Below are 18,613 nucleotides of genomic sequence, written 5' to 3'. Positions count from 1 at the left end.
GCGGGTCCGTAAGGTGGCAGGTGATGGAGCGGTCGGCGCAGAAGCGTCGCTGTCGCGCCGCCCCCCTCTCCCCAACCCCTCTCCCGCGAGGGGAGAGGGGCTTTGAAGATCGCGGGACATCAGCCTGAACGCCTTAAGCCAGCATCCCCAGCGGGTTTTCGCACAGCTCCTTGAACGCCTGCATCAGCTGGGCGCCATCGGCGCCGTCGATGGCGCGGTGGTCGAAGCTGCCGGTGGCGCTCATCACCGTCGCGATGCCGAGCGCATCATCGACGATGTACGGGCGCTTCTCGCCTGCGCCGATCGCCATGATCATTGCCTGGGGCGGGTTGATCACCGCTTCGAAGTGCTTGATGCCGAACATGCCCATGTTGGAAAGGCTCGCGGTGCCGCCCTGATATTCGTGCGGCTGCAGCTTGCCTTCCTTGGCGCGTCCGGCGAGCTCCTTCATCTCGGTCGAGATCGCACCGACGGCCTTGGTTTCGGCACCGACGATGATCGGGGTGATCAGGCCCGCAGGCGTGCTCACCGCGACCGAAATGTCTGCGCGGCTGTAGCTGATCAGCGTGTTGCCGGCGAAGCTGACGTTGCACTTGGGCACCTGGATCAGCGCCTTGGCGAGCGCCTTGATCAGCAGATCGTTGACCGAGAGCTTGACGCCCTGCGCCTCGAGCGCCTTGTTGAGCTCGCCGCGTAGCTTGAGCAACTTGTCGAGCTGGACATCGAGCGTGAGATAAATGTGCGGGATCGTCTGCTTGGCCTCGGTCAGGCGGCGCGCGATCGTTTTGCGCATGTTGGAGAGCTTGGCCTCTTCGTGCGGAATATCGGTGGTGAACGGTGCAGGCGCGGCGGCGGCAGGTGCAGCGGCTGCTTGCGGCGCGGCTGCGGGCGCAGGTGCAGGGGCTGCAGCCTTGGATTCGCCGGGCTGCGCATCCTCGACATCGGCCTTGACGATACGGCCGCCGGGGCCGGTACCCTTGATCGTCGCCAGATCGATGCCCTTGGCGGCGGCAATGCGCTTGGCGAGCGGGCTCGCCTTGATCCTGTCGTCGTCGGACGAGGCTGTGGCCGCTGGTGCAGGAGCGGGTGCCGGCGTAGGTGCCGGAGCAGCCCTGGCCTCTTCCTTCGGAGCAGGCGCAGGCGCCGGTGCGGGCGCTGCAGCGGCGGGCGCGTCGCTCGCATCCTCGCCCTCGGCGGTGATGATCGCGATGATCTCACCCACTTTCACATTGTCGGTCCCTGCCGGAATGACAATCTTTGCGATCACGCCCTCGTCGACCGCCTCGAATTCCATCGTCGCCTTGTCGGTTTCGATCTCGGCGAGCAGGTCCCCGGAGGCGACGGTGTCGCCTTCCTTGACCAGCCACTTGGCGAGCGTGCCCTCCTCCATCGTGGGCGAGAGGGCCGGCATTTTCAGATTGATAGGCATTGGGTGTTTTCCCCCGATTCAGGTGCGCCAATTCGATAACGGGGGCCGTTCTCGACGCTTAGGTCCGTAGGGTCAAGGGGGCATACCCTTGCCACACCTATCATTTTGGCGCAGTCTTAAGGCCAGCAAACGGGGCAGCGATTTTATGCGGGTATATCTGGTCATCATGGATGAAACCAGCGAGGCGCTGACCGCGCTGCGCTTCGCCTCGCGGAGGGCGCAGCACACCGGTGGTCAGGTGCATATCCTGGCGCTGGTGCCCAAGCAGGACTTCGTTGCCTGGGGTGGGGTGCAGGCGACGATCGAGGACGAGGCGCGCAGCCGGGCCGAGGCGCTGGTCGCCAATGCCGCAGGGACCCTGTTCGATGAAATGGGCCAGCGTCCGGTGATCACCGTGCGGATGGGCGATGCGACGAAGGAAATCCGCCGCTACATGCTCGAATGTCCCGATCTTGCCATGCTGGTGCTGGGCGCGGCGGCAAGCGGAGCGCCCGGGCCGCTGATCACGCATTTTGCCGGCCCCGATGCAGGCGCATTGCCCTGCCCGCTCACCATCGTGCCGGGCGGGCTGACCGATGCCGACATCGACCGAATGTCCTGACCGCCGCTAGCGGTCAGCGGCTCTGGTGGCGGATGTTGCCGGGGCGACCGCGGCGCTTGATCGGCGGACGCTTGGTCTTGCCATCGTTGCGCCCGCGATAAGGCTCGCGCATGAAGTTGCCGCCTTCGGGCAGCTCGAACTTTATCGCCCCGGTGATGGGATCTGCCTCGACCAGCCTGAGCTCTAGCCGCTGGCCCACGGCATATTGCTCGCCGGTGGTCTCGCCGGTCAGCGTCTGCGCCTTTTCGTCGTACCAAAAGCGCTCTGCGCCCAGCGTCGAGACCGGCACCAGACCGTCGCCGCCGAATTCCTCGATCGTCGCGAAAAAGCCGAAATTCTGCACCCCGGTGATCCGCACCTTGTGCACCTCGCCGATGCGGGTGGCGAGGAAGGCTGCGACATAGCGATCGACGGTCTCGCGCTCGGCCTCCATCGCGCGCCGCTCGTAGCTGCTGATCAGCTGGCAGATGCGGTCGAGCGAGGCGGCGTCCTGCTCGCTGAGCCCGGTAGCAGGCGGCAGATCGCTTTTGGGCGCGGGCTGCTCGAGCTTGTAGGCATCGACCAGCGCGCGGTGCAGCAGCAGATCGGCATAGCGGCGGATCGGGCTGGTGAAATGGCCATAGGATCCAAGCGAAAGCCCGAAATGGCCCATGTTGCGCGGGCCATAATAGGCCTGGGTCTGGCTGCGCAGCACCTGCTCCATCACCATCGGCTTGACCGTCTCGTCGGTCACCCGCGCAAGGATGGAATTGAAGGTGCTGGGCCGCACCACCTGCCCCAGCGCGAACGCAATCTCGAAGGTTTCGAGATAGTCCTTGAGCGCGACCAATTTCTCGCGCGAGGGCGGCTCGTGGACGCGATAGACCACGGGCGCCTTCTTGCCCTCGAGCGCCTTGGCGGCAGCGACATTGGCGGCGATCATGAAATCCTCGACCAGCCGGTGCGCATCGAGCCGCTCGCGGGTTGCGACGCTGACGATGCGGCCCGCCTCGTCGAGAACGATCCGCCGCTCTGGCAGGTCGAGGTCGAGCGGCTCACGGGCACCGCGCGCCTTGTAGAGCAGCTTCCAGCACGCCCAGAGCGGGCGGAGCGCGGTTTCGGTCAGCTCGTGCGGCTTGGTGCCGTCGATCGCCGCCTGTGCATCCTCATAGGCGATGTTCGCCGCCAGCCGCACCAGCGCGCGGGTGAAGCGCCAGTCCTTGAGCTTGCCGTGCGCATCGATCACCAGATGGCACGCCATCGCCGCGCGGTCCTGCCCGGCTTTCAGCGAACACATGTCCGCAGAGAGCACCTCGGGAAGCATCGGCACGACGCGGTCGGGGAAATACACGCTGTTGCCGCGCTTGCGCGCCGACCGGTCGATCGCGCCGCCGGGGCGGACGTAATAGGAGACATCGGCAATCGCGACGATCGCCTTGAACCCGCCGGGATTGGTGGGATTGTCATCAGGTGCCGCCCAGATCGCGTCATCATGATCGCGCGCATCGACCGGATCGATCGCGACGATCGGCAGGTGGCGCAGGTCCTCGCGTGCCTCGGTGGTCAGCGGCAGCTTGGATGCGAGCTCAGCTTCGGTGATCGCCTCGGCAGCGAATTCCATCGGGATGCCGAATTTGTGGATCGCGATCATGCTGAACGAGCGCGGCGCAAAGGGTTCGCCCAGCACTTCGGTGACCTTGGCAGACACGCGGTCGCGCAATCCGCTCTGTTCGGCCATCACCAACTGGCCGACCTCGGCCTTGCCGGGATCGGAGATCGGGACCAGACGCCGGATGCGCTTGTCGACCGGCTTGAGCCAGAGTTTGCCGCTGCCTTCGTCACGCTGCACCACGCCGAGCAATTGCTCGCCCGCGCGCTGCAGCTTCTTCATCACGAACGCGCGATGACCGCCACCCGCCTCTTCGGTGCGCGCGAGCACGCGGTCGCCCACCGCCAGCGCGCCCGAGCGGCCGCGTTCGGAAATCCGCACCTTGGGCGCCGGAACGCCTTCAGCCTGCCAGTTGTCGGGAACCCCGATCAGCTCGCGGCCATCGACCTCGATGATCTTGAGTACGGTGACCTTGGGCAGCCCGCCCATCTTGTGGAACGCGCGGCCCGGGGCACTGTCGATCAGGCCTTCATCGGCCATGTCCTTGAGGAGCGCCTTGAGCGCGATCTTCTCTGCGCCGCGCAGCTTGAAGTGCTTGGCGATCTCGCGCTTGCCCGCAGGCTCGTAGGATTCGGTGATGAACTTCAGGATCGCCGCACGATCGGGCATCCCGCCATCGTATGAGCGAGGTGCCTTGGCCTTGCCGGGACGATCCTGCGCCACCTTCTGTTCAATAGGCCCGGGCGAGCAGCACGCGCTCGACCGCGGGCTCGCCGGTGAAGAAGCAGCTTGCACCTGCAGGCGCCGAATTTTCCGGCGTGTTGCGGATGGTGAGCTTGAGCGCCTTCAGTTGCTCGACGACCTTGTCCAGCGCCTCGCCGGTCGGGCGGCACCAATCCACCGCGACCCAGCCTGGATATTTGCTGCCATCGAAATGCGCCTTGAGGCCAGCCATGTCGGTGACATCGGTGCGCACCTGTCCATCGAGCCGTGCCTTGGCCGAGCAGAACATCAGCGTCTGGATCTGGTCGAGCAGCGCAGGCGCCTGGCCGACGAACGATTCCCAGTGCATCGCCTGATTGTCGAGCTTGCCATCCTCGGAATAGAGTGCGTCGCGGCGCAGCATCGTCACCTGTTCGCCAGCGGCATCGCGCCCGCCGATTTCCAGGATGATCGGCGCACCCTTCTTGACCCAGCCCCAGCGCTTGGGACCGGGCTTGCCCGCCTTCTTGTCGATCAGCACGCGCAGCGGTTCACCGAACGCGCTGGAATCGATCAGCGCGGTGCGGATCTTCGCACAATAAGCAAGCAGCGCTTCGTCCTCGGGGTTTTCGCGCAGCATCGGCACGATGACGATCTGGTGCGGCGCGATCTGCGGCGGCACCTTGAGGCCATCATCGTCGCCATGGGTCATGATGACGCCGCCGACCAGACGCGTCGAAACGCCCCAGCTGGTGGTGTGCGCGAACTGGAACTGGCCCTCGCGGTCCTGGAAGCGAATGTTCTGCGCGTGCGCGAAATTCTGCCCCAGATAATGCGAGGTCCCGGCCTGCAGCGCCTTGCCGTCCTGCATCATCGCTTCGATCGAATAGGTCGCGACCGCGCCCGGGAAGCGCTCATTCTCGGGCTTTTCACCCGCAATCACCGGCATGGCGAGCGGGCCCTGCGCGAAGTCACGATACATCGCCAGGATCGTCAGCGTCTCGGTCATCGCATCGGCTTCGTTCTCGTGCGCCGTATGACCCTCCTGCCAGAGGAATTCGGATGTGCGCAGGAACATGCGGGTGCGCATTTCCCAGCGTACAACGTTGGCCCATTGGTTGACCATGATCGGCAGGTCACGCCAGCTCTGCAGCCAGCGCGAGAACGCGGTGCCGATCACCGTTTCGGATGTCGGACGGACAACCAGAGGCTCTTCAAGCTTGGCTTCGGGATCGACGACCAACTGGCCGTCCTCCATCTTCAGCCGGTGATGCGTGACCACAGCCATTTCCTTGGCGAAGCCCTCGACGTGCTCGGCTTCCTTCGCGAAATAGCTCAGGGGAATGAACAGCGGGAAATAGCAGTTCTCGTGCCCGGTTTCCTTGATCTGCCGGTCGAGCAGCATCTGGATGCGCTCCCAGATGCCATAGCCCCAGGGGCGCATGATCATGCAGCCGCGCACGCCCGATTCCTCGGCAAGGTCCGCTTCCTGGATGACCGCCTGGTACCATGCGGCAAAATCTTCCTGCCGTGTGACGGGCAGCGCGTTCTTCTTGGTCACTGTAAGCTCGATCCTGATGCACTCAAACAAGGCCCGCGTGCCTAGGCGAGCGCGCACGTTCGCGCAATCACCCGTTTGGCACCGGCGCTGTCGTGCCTATTTCTTGTCGACCAGATCGTCGATCTTGCGCTGCATGGCCGAAAGCTGGGCCTTGAGCGCGGCGATTTCATCGTCCGAGGACGAGGATGGCGCAGGCGCCGTTTGCGGCACGCCGGGAGCGCCGGCCTTGTCCTTGCGCGGGTTGAAGGCGCTCGATGCCGCTTCGAACATCGCCAGATTCTGGCGTGCCAGCTGCGCAAACGGGCTGTTCTTGATGCTGCCTTCCATCGCGCTCTGGAATTTTTCCTGGTTCTTGCGGAAGGCATCCATCGAGGCTTCGAGATATTGCGGTATCATCGATTGCATCGAATTGCCGTACATCGAGATCAGCTCACGCAGGAAACCGACGGGCAGCATCTGCTGGCCGCTCGATTCCTCTTCCATGATGATCTGGGTCAGGATGTTGTGGGTGATATCATCGCCGGTCTTGGCATCGACAACCTGGAAATCCTTGCCTTCGCGCGTCAGCTTGGCCAAGAAGTCGAGCGTGATATAGCTCGACGACCGGGTGTTATACAGACGGCGGTTGGCGTATTTTTTGATGATGATGACATCATCCGAATCCGAGGTGCCAGTCTTGGCCATGCGCGCATCTCCCGATAAAAGCTGCGACACTGTAGCACCGCATCATAGTGCACTGCAACATGCGCCCCGCCCCTTGCCGCTTTTCCTTGCGCTTGCCCGCCAGCAGCTTGCGGACAACCCGGCCCGTCTGCTTCAGCTTTTGCAGGCGCTTGACCGTTATGCACGCGCCGATCGCGGCTACATGCGACCACCCGGGAAGGTTTTGCTGCAGCACGGAAAGACGATGCTGCGCAGCGCCGCAGGATCTCCAACGGCCGCGTCCGGATCGGATGAGCATCCGCGAATCATCTTCGTCCCTTCGCCGATCAACGCGCCGCATGTGCTCGACATGGACGCCGAATGTTCGCTGATGGGCTGGCTGGGGGATCAGGGGTTGAGCTCAGCTTTGGTCGATTGGGGGGTGACCACGCCATGCGATCGGGGCGACACGCTCGATACCCTAGCCATGGATCGGTTGCTGCCGCTGCTATCCCAACTGCCTGGCCCTGTTCATCTTGTGGGCTATTGCCTTGGCGGGCTGATCGCGCTCGCGTCAGCATGCCATGCCGATGTCCGCAGCCTGACGCTGATCGCCACGCCCTGGCACTTCAGCGGCTATGATCCGCAGCGCCGCACCGAGCTTGGCCGGATGTGGGCGCATCACCGGCCCGCCTGCGAGGCTATGGGCCTGGTGCCGATGGAGGTGATGCAGCATGGCTTCTGGACGCTTTCGCCCGACAAGCTGATCGAGAAATACATGAACTTCGGCGCGATGGAGCCCGACAGCGGGCCGGCCCGGCGTTTCGTGGCGGTGGAGGACTGGGCCAATGGCGGCGAGCCCCTGCCCTTCGCGCTGGGCGAGCAGCTGTTCGAGCAGCTTTATGGGGCCGACATCACGGGGCAAGGCGCATGGACGGTGAGCGGCGTGCCCATCAATGCGGCGAACGTGCGTGGTCCGGTACTCGAACTGGCCTCGGCCAGCGATGCCATCGTCCCGCTTGCCTGTTCGCCCGATCTTCCCGGGCGGCAGGTGCTGGCCTCTGGGCATGTCGGCATGGTGGTGGGCAGCAGCGCGCCGCACAGGCTGTGGCCGATGCTGAAAGATTGGATTCTGTCACACGAAGCGCCTAACTAGGGGGCAAGTCCTTCCTCCCCACACAATCCCGCCAGATGGAGACCATCACCATGTCCAGCATCGTCATCACCGCCGCCAAGCGGACCCCCGTGGGCAGCTTTCTGGGTGCCTATGCCGCAACCCCCGCGCACGAGATCGGCCGCATCGCGATCGAGGCGGCGCTTGCGCAGTCGGGAATCACCGGCGAGGAGGTGTCAGAGGTGATCCTCGGCCAGGTGCTCACCGCAGGCCAGGGCCAGAACCCTGCGCGCCAGGCCTCGATCAACGCTGGCATCCCCAAGGAGGTGCCCGCCTATGGCGTCAACCAGGTCTGCGGATCGGGTCTGCGCGCGGTCGCGCTGGGCTTCCAGTCGATCGCCAATGGCGATGCCGATATCATCGTCGCGGGTGGCCAGGAAAACATGTCGATGTCGCCGCACGCCCAGATGCTGCGCGCCGGACAGAAGATGGGCGACATGAAGCTCGTCGACACGATGGTGTATGATGGCCTGACCGATGTGTTCAACCAGTATCACATGGGCATCACCGCCGAGAACCTGGCCGAGAAGTACCAGATTACCCGCGAGGCGCAGGACCGTTTTGCCGTGCGCTCGCAGAACCTTGCCGAAAAGGCGCGCGCCGATGGCCGCTTCATGGACGAGATCGCACCCGTTACGATCAAGGGCCGCAAGGGCGATGTCACGGTCACCGACGACGAGTATATCCGCGCCGGCGCGACCTATGAAAGCGTCGCAGGCCTCAGGCCCGCATTCAAGAAGGACGGCACCGTCACCGCTGCCAATGCCAGCGGCCTCAACGATGGCGCGGCCGCCCTGGTGCTGATGCGCGAGGAAGACGCCGCCAAGCGCGGACTTGCCCCGCTGGGCCGCATCGCGTGCTGGGCCTCGATGGGCGTCGACCCTTCGATCATGGGGATCGGCCCGGTATCGGCCAGCCGCCGCGCACTCGCCAAGGCGGGCTGGAGCGTCGAGGATCTCGACCTGATCGAATCGAACGAGGCCTTCGCCGCGCAGGCGCTGTCGGTGACGCAGGAAATGGGCTGGGACCCCGAGAAGGTGAACGTCAACGGCGGCGCGATCGCCATCGGCCATCCGATCGGCGCCAGCGGTGCGCGCGTGCTCACCACCCTGCTCTACGAAATGGCGCGCCGCGACGCGAAAAAGGGCCTGGCGACTTTGTGCATCGGCGGCGGCATGGGCATCGCGGTCTGCATCGAGCGCTGAACAACCACCTCGCCCGATAGTCCTCGTCATTCCCGCGAAGGCGGAAATCCCGCTGCCTTCGCTGACCGCAGCACTGAAGCGGGACCCCTGCTTTCGCGGGGGTGACGATCAAGGTCGGGATTGGGTTCGAATTCAGTCCACCCACACCCGGTCAAACCGCCGTCCGATCTGGGTCAGCCATTCATACTGGCTGATCCCGGTCGCGGCTTCGGCCTGAGGCAACACCAGATCGGCGGAGATCCAGTCGCCTTCGCCCAGATCGGGCGCGGCGCTGATATCGATGCAGGTGAGATCCATCGACACGCGCCCAAGCAAGGGCAGCCGGATACCGTCTTTGACAAAGCCGCCAAGCGATGAGAGCGCGCGCTTGAAGCCATCGGCATAGCCCAGTGACAGCGTGGCAGTCCGCATCTCGTGCGACGCGGTGAAGGTCGCGCCATAGCCGACGCTGTCGCCCGCCTGCACCTTGCGCACCTGCAGAACCCGGGTCTCGATCCGCATCACCGGCTGGATCACATCGGCAAGCGCCGCAACCGGCACTCCGCCATACAGCGCCAGCCCGGGCCGGGTGCAATCGAAATGATAGCCGTGGCCCAGAGATATCCCGGCGCTGTTGGCAAGGCTGTAGCGGCGGGCGGTCACTCCGGTGCGCACCTGATCGAACCGCAGTCGCTGCGCCCCGTTCTGCGCGCTGTCCTCATCGGCAGAGGCGAGGTGGCTGAGACACAGATCGATATCGAGCCCTGCGCAGTGCCCGGCGACATCGTCGCGCCAATCGAGCCCCAGCCGCGACATCCCGGTGTCGATCATGACGTGGCAGGTGCCGCCGCCCATCGCCCGCCAGCGCGCGATCTGCTGGGCGCTGTTGAGCACCGGGACCGCGCCGGCTGCCAGCGCCACCGCCTCTTCCCCCGGCGCGATGCCATGCAGCACCGCGATGCGCGCCGGGTCGACCAGCCCGGCCAGAGCCTGTGCCTCGGCCCAGTGCGCGACAAAAAAGTCGCGGCAGCCCGCAGCCGCCAGCCGCGCAACGACCTCGCGCGCGCCAAGGCCATAGCCATCGGCTTTGACCGCCGCGCCCGCCGCTGCCCGTCCGCTCAGTCCATCGAGCGCGCGCCAGTTGGCCGCTAGCGCGCCGCCGTCCAGCACCAGCCGCATGTTCGCACCGATATCTGCGATGTCAGAGATGTTCCGGCTCCACTCCCGGCCTGTGCGTTTCCTGCAGCCAGATCATGCTGACCACGAACGCCATCAGCACCACGCCCCAGGTGTACCACAGCCCCGAATAGGGATTGCCCGTCTTGGCGATGATGAAACTGGCGATGAACGGCAGGAAGCCGCCGAAATAGCCGGTACCGAAATGATAGGGGATCGACATCGAACTGTAGCGGATGCGCGGCGGAAACATTTCGGACAGCAACGCTGCCACCGGACCATAAGTCGCAGCCGACAGCGCGCCCAGCCCCGCCAGCGCCATCACGATCACGAGAATGCTGAGTGCGGGTGGCACCCGCGGGGTGAAGTCATAGCCCGCCGCTGCCAGCGCGGCATCGACGCCCGCGCTGCTGGTATCGCTCACCACCGTATCGCCGATCTTGACCGCGACGCGCGGGCCTTCGCTCAGCGTATAGCCGACACCCTTGGCGGTGAACTGCGCGAGCAGCTTGCCGCAATCGGTCTCCTGCTCCTTGGCGAACGGCGAATAGCTGCATTCGGGGCCCGAGATCACCACCGGCGCGCGTTCCATCGCGGCGTTGAGCGCAGGGTTTGCGACGCTGCCGATCAGCCAGAACAGCGGAAACACCAGCACCAGGGTCAGCGCATAGCCCCAGACGATCGGCTTCTTGCGCCCGAGCTTGTCCGAGAGCGACCCGAAATAGATGTAGAACAGCATCGAGATGCAGGCCGCGCCGCCGACGATGATCTCGGCCGCGGTGTCATCGACCCGCATCGGACCCTTGAGAAACGACAAAGCGGAGAACATCGCGGTATACCAGATCACGGTGAGACCCGCGGCGATGCCGAACAGCGCGACGAACAGCCGCTTCTTGTTGCCGGGATAGGTAAAGCTTTCGACGAACGGATTGCCGGCAAGCTCGCCGCCAGCCTTCATCGCCTTGAATACCGGGCTTTCCGACAGCTTGAGCCGCATCCAGAGCGATACCGCGAGCAGCAACAGGGACAGCAGGAACGGCACGCGCCAGCCCCAGTCGTTCCACAGTTCCTCGCTCATGATCGCCTTGCAGCCCAGCACCACGATGAGGCTCAGCACGAAGCCGCCGACAACGCTCGCCTGGATGAAGCTGGTGTAGAACCCGCGCTTTTCAGGTGGGGCATGTTCGGAGACATAGATAGCCGCGCCACCATATTCGCCGCCCAGCGCCAGCCCCTGCAAAATGCGCAGCAGGATGATGATGATCGGCGCGGCAATGCCGATGGTGTCGGCCGACGGGATCAGGCCGACGCCTGCGGTGGCGATCCCCATCAGCGTCACCGTCACCAGAAAGGTGTATTTGCGCCCCAGCCGGTCGCCCAGGAAGCCGAACAGGATCGCGCCCAGTGGACGGAATCCGAAGCCCACGGCAAAGCCCGCCCACACCAGCAATGTCTCCAGCGTCACGTTTCCGCTAGGGAAGAACGTGCGCCCGATAATCGCGGCCAGCGTGCCGTAGATGAAAAAGTCATACCATTCGAAAATGGTGCCAAGCGATGATGCGCCGATCACCAGCCGGATTTCCGACTTGCTCGGCGTCATGATGTCCCCGTCCGCTGCGACCGTTGCGGTCATCCAGCATCTCCCCAAATGCGTCCCTTATTCGAGTTCGAGTATCACCGCATCGACGGCAAGGCTATCCCCTTCGGCAGCGCTGATCGTCTTGACCGTGGCCGCCTTTTCGGCGCGCAGGATGTTCTCCATCTTCATCGCCTCGACAATCGCCAGCGGCTGGCCCGGCTGCACCTTGTCGCCTTCGGCAACGTGCAGCTTCACCAGCAGGCCGGGCATCGGGCACAGCAGGAACCGCGACAGATCGGGCGGGACCTTCTCGATCATGTGGCGGGCATGCTGCGCAACATGCGCTGGCAGAATCTCGAAACGATGCTGTGCGCCGCGCGCGGTCAGCGCAAAGCCGGTGCGGGTGCGCAGCACCTTGACCGCGAGCTCGTCAGACACATCCTCGTCACCGAAATCGGCAATCGCCATCCGGTCACCGGGGGTATAGCCCATCGCCATGTCGACGACCTCGCCATCGACCACGATCGCATCCTCGCTGACCGAAACCTCCATCGCGACATCGCCCTGGCGCACGCGCCATTCGGACGGCGGGGTCAGCCGGTTGCCCAGCTGGCCGCTGACCCGCAGCGCGCGATCGGCTTCGGCGGTCGCGATGAACGCCGCGATCGCGGCGAGCCGCTGCAGCAGCTCGGGCGAAGCGGGAGCGCCGTGGAAACCGTCAGGATATTCCTCGGCGATGAAGCCGGTGGTGATGTTGCCCGAGCGGAAGCGCGGATGCTGCATCAGCGCCGAGACGAAATCGAGATTGTGCCCGGGGCCTTCGAGCTCGAAGCGGTCGATCGCCTTGATCTGACGGTCGATCGCCTCGATGCGCGTATCGCCATAAGTGATCAGCTTGGCGATCATCGGATCGTAGTGGATCGAGACCTCCCCGCCCTCTTCCACGCCGTCATCGACGCGCACGCCCTTCTTCTGCTTGGGTGGATTGTAGCGCACCAGCCGTCCGATCGAGGGCAGGAAGCCGCGATAGGGGTCTTCGGCGTACACCCGGTTTTCCACCGCCCAGCCGGTCAGTGTCACCTCGTCCTGCGTGAAAGCCAGCGGCTCGCCATTGGCGACGCGGATCATCTGCTCGACCAGATCGAGCCCGGTGACCAGTTCGGTCACGGGATGCTCGACCTGAAGCCGGGTGTTCATCTCGAGGAAGTAGAAACCGTCGCCGGTGGTGTCCGCGCCCGATACGATCAGCTCGACCGTGCCGGCGCTGTAATAACCCACCGCGCGTGCCAGCGCGACCGCCTGCTCGCCCATCTTCTTGCGCATTTCCGGCGTGACGAACGGCGATGGCGCTTCTTCGACCACCTTCTGGTGCCGCCGCTGGATCGAGCATTCGCGCTCGCCCAGATAGACGATGTTGCCGTGCTGGTCGCCCAGTACCTGGATCTCGATATGCCGTGGCTGGAGGATGAACTTCTCGATGAACACGCGGTCATCGCCAAAGCTGTTTAGCCCTTCGCGCTTGGTCGCCTCGAAGCCCTCGCGCACATCCTGCTCGTTATAGGCGAGCCGCATGCCCTTGCCGCCGCCGCCTGCCGAGGCCTTCATCATCACCGGATAGCCGATCTCGCCTGCGATCCGCACCGCATGCTCGGTATCGTCGATCTCGCCGACAAAGCCGGGCACGACGTTGACGCCCGCCTGCAATGCCAACTTCTTCGATTCGATTTTGTCACCCATTGCGGCGATCGCGCCCGGAGGGGGGCCGATAAAAGTGATGCCCGCTGCCTTCAGCGCCTCGGCAAAGCTGGTGCGTTCGGACAAGAATCCATAGCCCGGATGCACCGCATCGGCGCCGGTCTGCTTGCACACCTCGATGATCTTGTCCGCGAGCAGGTAGGACTGCGCGGCAGGCGAAGGGCCGATGTGCACGGCTTCATCCGCCATCTCGACATGCGGCGAGCGCGCATCGGCATCCGAATAGACGGCCACGGTCTTGATGCCCATCTTCTTGGCGGTGCGGATAACCCGGCAGGCGATCTCGCCGCGGTTGGCAATCAGGATTTTGGTGATTGGCATGATAGATCGAATCCACTTTTTGGGTCTTGCTCGACCGCGGTTGGGAAGAGGTATTGAAGCGCCTCAGGCGAGACGGTGTGGTAAATGGTGGCGTGGGTCAGATCGGGACGCGGCGCATAGCACCAGCTCTGGCCGCTGCGGCTGCTGGCACCCAGCGCCGCGGTGAGCCGGTCGACCCCCGTCTGCATCTCGCGGCCTTCGTCGGCGATCGTCAGATACAGCCGGTGCGGCTTCGCGGTGGGCTTGGCCAACAGCGCGGCCGAAGCCTTGGCGAGCCGCTCGTCATCCCACCACAGGCTGGGGCTGATCGCGGCGTAATGATCGAACAAGTCGGGTTCGTTGAGATAGGTTTCGACGATGAACAGCCCGGCGAGCGATTCCCCGATGACGCCGGTTTCGCCCGATGTGCGATAGCTTTTGGCCACCATCGGCATGACCTCGTCGCGGATGAACGCGCGGAACGCCGCCGAGCCGCCAGCGGTCGGAAACTCCTTGATCAGCGCAGCATCCTGCGTCGGCCCGGTCAGCTCGCGCCTGCGGTCCATGGTGGCGATGCCAACCACGATCACATCCTGCGACCGTGCCCAGAGTGCACCCAGCGCGCTGGTTCCGGCGATATGCAGGAAGTCCTGATCCAGCCCGCCGTCGATCAGATACAGCACCGGGTAGGTCTTGGCCGATGTTGCGTAATCGGCGGGCAGATAGACGTTGACCACCCGCGCCTGCGCCAGCGGCTTCGACGCGAGCGTGTGCGTCTCGCCAATGGTGATCGGCACCGGCTGCGCGGCGGCGGATGCAGCGCAGGTGAGTGCCATCAGAAGCAGGCATAGCAGGCGAGAAATCACTCCGCCGCCTCCAGGTGCCCATGCGGCTGCGCGGCCATCGCCTTCATGCCCAGTTTGGAGAGCAGCGCCCCGTCCTTGTCGTCGCCGGCATTGGGCGCGGTGAGCAATTTGTCTCCGGTGAAGATGCTGTTCGCGCCGGCCATGAAGCACAAGGCCTGGCAGCTTTCGGACATGCTCTCACGGCCCGCGCTGAGGCGCACCATCGAGCGCGGCATGGTGATGCGCGCAACCGCGACGGTGCGGACGAACTCGATCTCGTCGATCTTGGCGAGCGGCGTATCGGCGAGCATGTCGCCCAGCACCGTGCCCTTGACCGGGACCAGCGCATTGATCGGCACGCTTTCGGGGTGCGGCATGGTGGCGAGCGCATGGATGAAGCCGATACGGTCGGACCGGGTCTCGCCCATGCCGACAATACCGCCGCAGCACACGTTGATGCCCGCCGAGCGCACATTGTCCAGCGTCTCCATCCGGTCCTCGAAGGTGCGGGTGGTGATGACGTTGGCGTAGTTTTCCGGCGCGGTGTCGATGTTGTGGTTGTAGTAATCGAGACCCGCATCGGCGAGCTGTTTGGCCTGCGACGCAGTGAGCATCCCCAGCGTCATGCAGGTTTCCATTCCCATCTCGCGCACGCCCTTGACCATCGCGGCAAGCTTGGGGATGTCCTTGTCCTTGGGGTTGCGCCACGCAGCGCCCATGCAGAACCGGCCCGAGCCGTGATCCTTGGCTTGCGCCGCTGCCTGCAGCACCGCCTGCACATCCATCAGCTTGGTCGCCTTGACGCCGCTGTCGGCATCCTTGGACTGGCTGCAATAGCCGCAATCCTCGGGGCAGCCGCCGGTCTTGATCGACAGCAGGGTCGAGAGCTGCACCTCGTTGCGCGGGAAGCCCGCACGGTGAACGGTCTGCGCCTCGAACATCAGGTCGTTGAACGGCAGGTCGAACAGCGCGGTGATCTCTTCGCGGGTCCAGTTACACCGGCTCTGGCCGGTGTACCCCTGCGCAGGCAGGGGCCCATCTCCAGAGCGTCCGGCAAGCGCTGCACTAAGGGGTGAGTTCAGGTGATGGGCCCCTGCCTTCGCAGGGGACCGGGTTGTAAGATCATTCATTCTGCTGCTTCCTGAAGGGGTGGCATGTTGTGGCCGAGCAGACGCAGCACGTCCGCCGCGCATTCGACGACGTTCGATCCGGGGCCGTAGATCCCCTGCACGCCCGCATCGCGCAGGAAGTCGTAGTCCTGCGGCGGGATCACGCCGCCAACGATCACCTTGATGTCGTTGCGCCCGGCCTCTTTGAGGCCAGCGATCAGTGACGGGATCAGGGTCTTGTGCCCGGCAGCAAGCGAGGAGGCTCCGACGACATCGACATTGCTTTCGAGCGCCAGCACGACGGTCTCTTCGGGGGTCTGGAACAGTGGCCCCGAGACAATCTCGAAGCCGAGGTCGCCGAACGCTGAGGCGATCACGTTCGCACCGCGATCGTGCCCATCCTGCCCCATCTTGGCGACGAGCAGCTTGGGCTTGCGGCCCAGTCGGCGTTCGACCGCTTTCACGCCCTCGACCACCTGCGCCCAGCGGCCATCGTCGACATAGGGCGCGCTGTAGACGCCCTTTACCGGGGTCGGCACGGTGGCATAGCGGCCGAACACGTCCTCCATCGCCTGGCTGATCTCGCCCAAAGTCGCGCGCGCACGCGCCGCATCCACCGCAAGCGCCAGCAAGTTGCCATCGCCCTTGGCGCCTTCGCGCAGGGCATCGAGCGCCGCCTGGCACGCCGCCGCATCACGCGATGCCTTGACCGACGCAATCCGCGCAACCTGGCCTTCGCGGACCTTGGCGTTGTCGACATCGAGCGTATCGAGCTGGTCCTCGCTCGGCAGCCGGTACTTGTTCACCCCGACGACGACATCCTCGGCGCGATCGACCCGTGCCTGCCGTCCGGCGGCAGCTTCCTCGATCATCGCCTTGGGCCAGCCCGCCGCCACGGCCTTGGCCATGCCGCCTTCGCTCTCGACCCGCTCGATAATCTCCCACGCCTTGTCGACCAGTTCCTGCGTCAGGCTTTCGATATAGTAGCTGCCACCCAGCGGATCGACCACCTTGGTCATCCCGGTTTCTTCCTGAATGACAATCTGCGTGTTGCGGGCGATGCGCGCGGAGAAATCTGTTGGCAGCGCGATGGCTTCATCGAGCGCATTGGTGTGCAGCGATTGTGTTCCGCCCAGCATCGCGGCCATCGCCTCGATCGTGGTGCGGATGACGTTGTTGTAAGGGTCCTGCTCGGTCAGCGACACGCCCGATGTCTGGCAATGGGTGCGCAGCATCTTGGAACGCTCGTCCTGCGCGCCCAGCCTGGTCATCACCCGATGCCACAGCACGCGCGCGGCGCGCAATTTGGCGATCTCCATGAAGAAGTTCATGCCGATGGCGAAGAAGAACGACAGCCGCCCGGCGAACTTGTCGATGTCGAGGCCGGAAGCCACGCCGTATTTCACATATTCCATGCCATCGGCGATGGTGAAAGCGAGCTCCTGCACCTGCGTCGCGCCGGCTTCCTGCATGTGATAGCCCGAGATCGAGATGCTGTTGAACTTGGGCATCTCGCGGCTGGTATAGCCGAAAATGTCAGAGATGATCCGCATCGAAGGCTCGGGCGGGTAGATATACGTGTTGCGGACCATGAACTCCTTGAGGATGTCGTTCTGGATGGTCCCATCGAGCAGCTTGCGGTCGACGCCCTGCTCCTCGCCCGCAACGATGAAGAACGCGAGGATCGGGATAACCGCGCCGTTCATCGTCATCGAGACCGACATCTTGTCGAGCGGGATGCCGTCGAACAGGATCTTCATGTCCTCGACACTGTCGATCGCTACGCCCGCCTTGCCGACATCGCCGGTAACGCGCGGATGGTCGCTGTCATAGCCGCGGTGCGTCGCCAGATCGAACGCGACCGAAAGCCCCTTTTGTCCGGCGGCCAAGTTGCGGCGATAGAAGGCGTTCGACTCTTCGGCGGTCGAGAAACCGGCATATTGCCGGATCGTCCAGGGGCGGCCCGCATACATACTCGCGCGCACGCCGCGCGTGAACGGCGCAAAGCCGGGCAGGCCGGGATCGACCGACACATCGTCCGCCGTGTACAGCGGCTTGACCGCGATCCCCTCGGGCGTCTGCCAGGTAAGATCGCGTCCCTTGACCTCCTTTTCGGCCAGAGCCTGCCAGTCGGCGATTTTGGGTGTGTCGGTCATTCTATCGGTCCCGTGTGTCTGATCAGCTGCCGGTGAAATTGGGCTTGCGCTTCTGCAGGAAGGATATCGCGCCTTCGCGTGCATCGTTGGTGTCGCCTGCGATCTTCTGTCCTTCGGCCTCGCGGGTCAGCGCGGTGGCGAAGTCGCATTCGAGCGCCTCGACGAGGTTCTTGCGCATGATGCCGAGCGCGACGGTCGGCATCGACGCCAGACGTTTGGCCAGCGCCATCGCCTCGTCGATCAGGCTGTCATGCTCGACCACCTTGTAGACCATGCCCCAGTCGTGCGCCTTGGCGGCGGGGATCTTTTCGCCCAGCATCATCATCTCGGTGGCGCGCGCCTTGCCGATCAGCCGGGTGAGCATCCAGCTCGCGCCGCCATCGGGCACCAGACCGATGTTGACGAACGCCTGCAGGAAATACGCATTTTCGCTCGCCACGACAAAATCGGGCGCGAGGCCGATCGAGCAGCCGACGCCTGCTGCTGGACCATTGACCGCGCTGATCGTCGGGATGTGCAGCCGATGCAGCTTGAGCAGCATCGGGTTGTAATGCTGGGTCAGCGCCTTGTAGCTGCCTTGCCCGCCCGAGATCGAGCTGTCACGCCCGCCGGACAAATCAGCGCCCGAACAGAAACCCTTGCCCGCACCGGTGATCACCAGCGCGCGCGCATCACCGAGGTGATCCAGCGCATCGTTGATCTCGCCCGCCATCGGCAGCGAGCAGGCATTGAGCCGCTCGGGCACGTTCAGCGTGATGGTGGCGATCTGGTCGGCGATATCGAGCTTTATGGTTTCGTAGGTCATCATTCTC

General features: G+C 64.5%; 14 protein-coding genes. 3 read left to right on the top strand and 11 right to left on the bottom strand.

The features are described from left to right. Positions 1 to 133 precede the first annotated feature (133 nt). Positions 134 to 1,429: a pyruvate dehydrogenase complex dihydrolipoamide acetyltransferase gene (locus B5J99_RS14430; RefSeq protein WP_117352771.1), complete on the bottom strand. Its 1,296-nt coding sequence runs from the start codon at positions 1,427 to 1,429 to the stop codon at positions 134 to 136. Positions 1,430 to 1,574: 145 nt separating this feature from the next. Here B5J99_RS14430 and B5J99_RS14425 point away from each other — a divergent pair, with 145 nt between their 5' ends. Then, positions 1,575 to 2,030 carry a universal stress protein gene (locus tag B5J99_RS14425; protein WP_054134965.1) on the top strand — a complete coding sequence of 152 codons (456 nt, stop codon included), beginning with the start codon at positions 1,575 to 1,577 and terminating at the stop codon, positions 2,028 to 2,030. A 13-nt stretch (positions 2,031 to 2,043) separates the two neighbouring features. On the opposite strand, the gene rnr is transcribed toward B5J99_RS14425, so the two are convergent. From rnr to phaR, 3 genes are all read right to left on the bottom strand, one after another. Beyond that, on the bottom strand, positions 2,044 to 4,287 hold the full coding sequence (rnr, locus tag B5J99_RS14420) for a ribonuclease R (RefSeq protein ID WP_162892695.1): 2,244 nt from the start codon (positions 4,285 to 4,287) through the stop codon (positions 2,044 to 2,046). A gap of 61 nt (positions 4,288 to 4,348) precedes the next feature. Continuing rightward, entirely contained in the window at positions 4,349 to 5,881 is a 1,533-nt protein-coding gene (gene proS, locus B5J99_RS14415; protein WP_117353530.1) for a proline--tRNA ligase, read from the bottom strand. 96 nt (positions 5,882 to 5,977) lie between these two features. Further along, entirely contained in the window at positions 5,978 to 6,565 is a 588-nt protein-coding gene (gene phaR / locus B5J99_RS14410) for a polyhydroxyalkanoate synthesis repressor PhaR (RefSeq protein WP_054134966.1), read from the bottom strand. Positions 6,566 to 6,788: 223 nt separating this feature from the next. Here phaR and B5J99_RS14405 point away from each other — a divergent pair, with 223 nt between their 5' ends. After that, entirely contained in the window at positions 6,789 to 7,679 is an 891-nt protein-coding gene (locus B5J99_RS14405) for an alpha/beta fold hydrolase (protein ID WP_211337830.1), read from the top strand. 50 nt (positions 7,680 to 7,729) lie between these two features. Beyond that, positions 7,730 to 8,902, top strand: a complete 1,173-nt coding sequence (locus B5J99_RS14400) for an acetyl-CoA C-acetyltransferase (protein WP_117353529.1) — start codon at positions 7,730 to 7,732, stop codon at positions 8,900 to 8,902. A 132-nt stretch (positions 8,903 to 9,034) separates the two neighbouring features. On the opposite strand, the gene alr is transcribed toward B5J99_RS14400, so the two are convergent. From alr to B5J99_RS14365, 7 genes are read right to left on the bottom strand one after another with little or no spacing between them, the layout of a single operon-like run. Continuing rightward, positions 9,035 to 10,060, bottom strand: coding sequence for an alanine racemase (gene alr / locus B5J99_RS14395; RefSeq protein WP_117352768.1), 1,026 nt, complete (start codon positions 10,058 to 10,060; stop codon positions 9,035 to 9,037). Positions 10,061 to 10,082: 22 nt separating this feature from the next. Beyond that, entirely contained in the window at positions 10,083 to 11,690 is a 1,608-nt protein-coding gene (locus tag B5J99_RS14390; RefSeq protein ID WP_117352767.1) for an MFS transporter, read from the bottom strand. Between the two features lie 24 nt (positions 11,691 to 11,714). Continuing rightward, a complete protein-coding gene (locus B5J99_RS14385; protein WP_117352766.1) occupies positions 11,715 to 13,712 on the bottom strand; it encodes an acetyl-CoA carboxylase biotin carboxylase subunit in 1,998 nt (665 codons plus the stop codon). Next, a complete protein-coding gene (locus tag B5J99_RS14380; RefSeq protein WP_117352765.1) occupies positions 13,691 to 14,527 on the bottom strand; it encodes an alpha/beta hydrolase in 837 nt (278 codons plus the stop codon). The genes B5J99_RS14385 and B5J99_RS14380 overlap by 22 nt, the downstream gene beginning before the upstream one ends. A gap of 26 nt (positions 14,528 to 14,553) precedes the next feature. Continuing rightward, a complete protein-coding gene (gene bioB / locus B5J99_RS14375) occupies positions 14,554 to 15,666 on the bottom strand; it encodes a biotin synthase BioB (RefSeq protein WP_236823460.1) in 1,113 nt (370 codons plus the stop codon). Further along, on the bottom strand, positions 15,663 to 17,801 hold the full coding sequence (gene scpA, locus B5J99_RS14370) for a methylmalonyl-CoA mutase (protein ID WP_117352764.1): 2,139 nt from the start codon (positions 17,799 to 17,801) through the stop codon (positions 15,663 to 15,665). Before scpA ends, bioB begins: the two co-directional genes overlap by 4 nt. Before the next feature lie 22 nt (positions 17,802 to 17,823). Beyond that, positions 17,824 to 18,606: an enoyl-CoA hydratase-related protein gene (locus B5J99_RS14365; RefSeq protein ID WP_117353528.1), complete on the bottom strand. Its 783-nt coding sequence runs from the start codon at positions 18,604 to 18,606 to the stop codon at positions 17,824 to 17,826. Between the last annotated feature and the right edge of the window lie 7 nt (positions 18,607 to 18,613).

The organism is Blastomonas fulva, assembly GCF_003431825.1.
In the GTDB taxonomy this organism is placed as follows: domain Bacteria; phylum Pseudomonadota; class Alphaproteobacteria; order Sphingomonadales; family Sphingomonadaceae; genus Blastomonas; species Blastomonas fulva.
The sequence above is the reverse complement of the archived record's forward strand: the minus strand, read 5'-3'. Positions and strand labels throughout refer to the sequence as shown.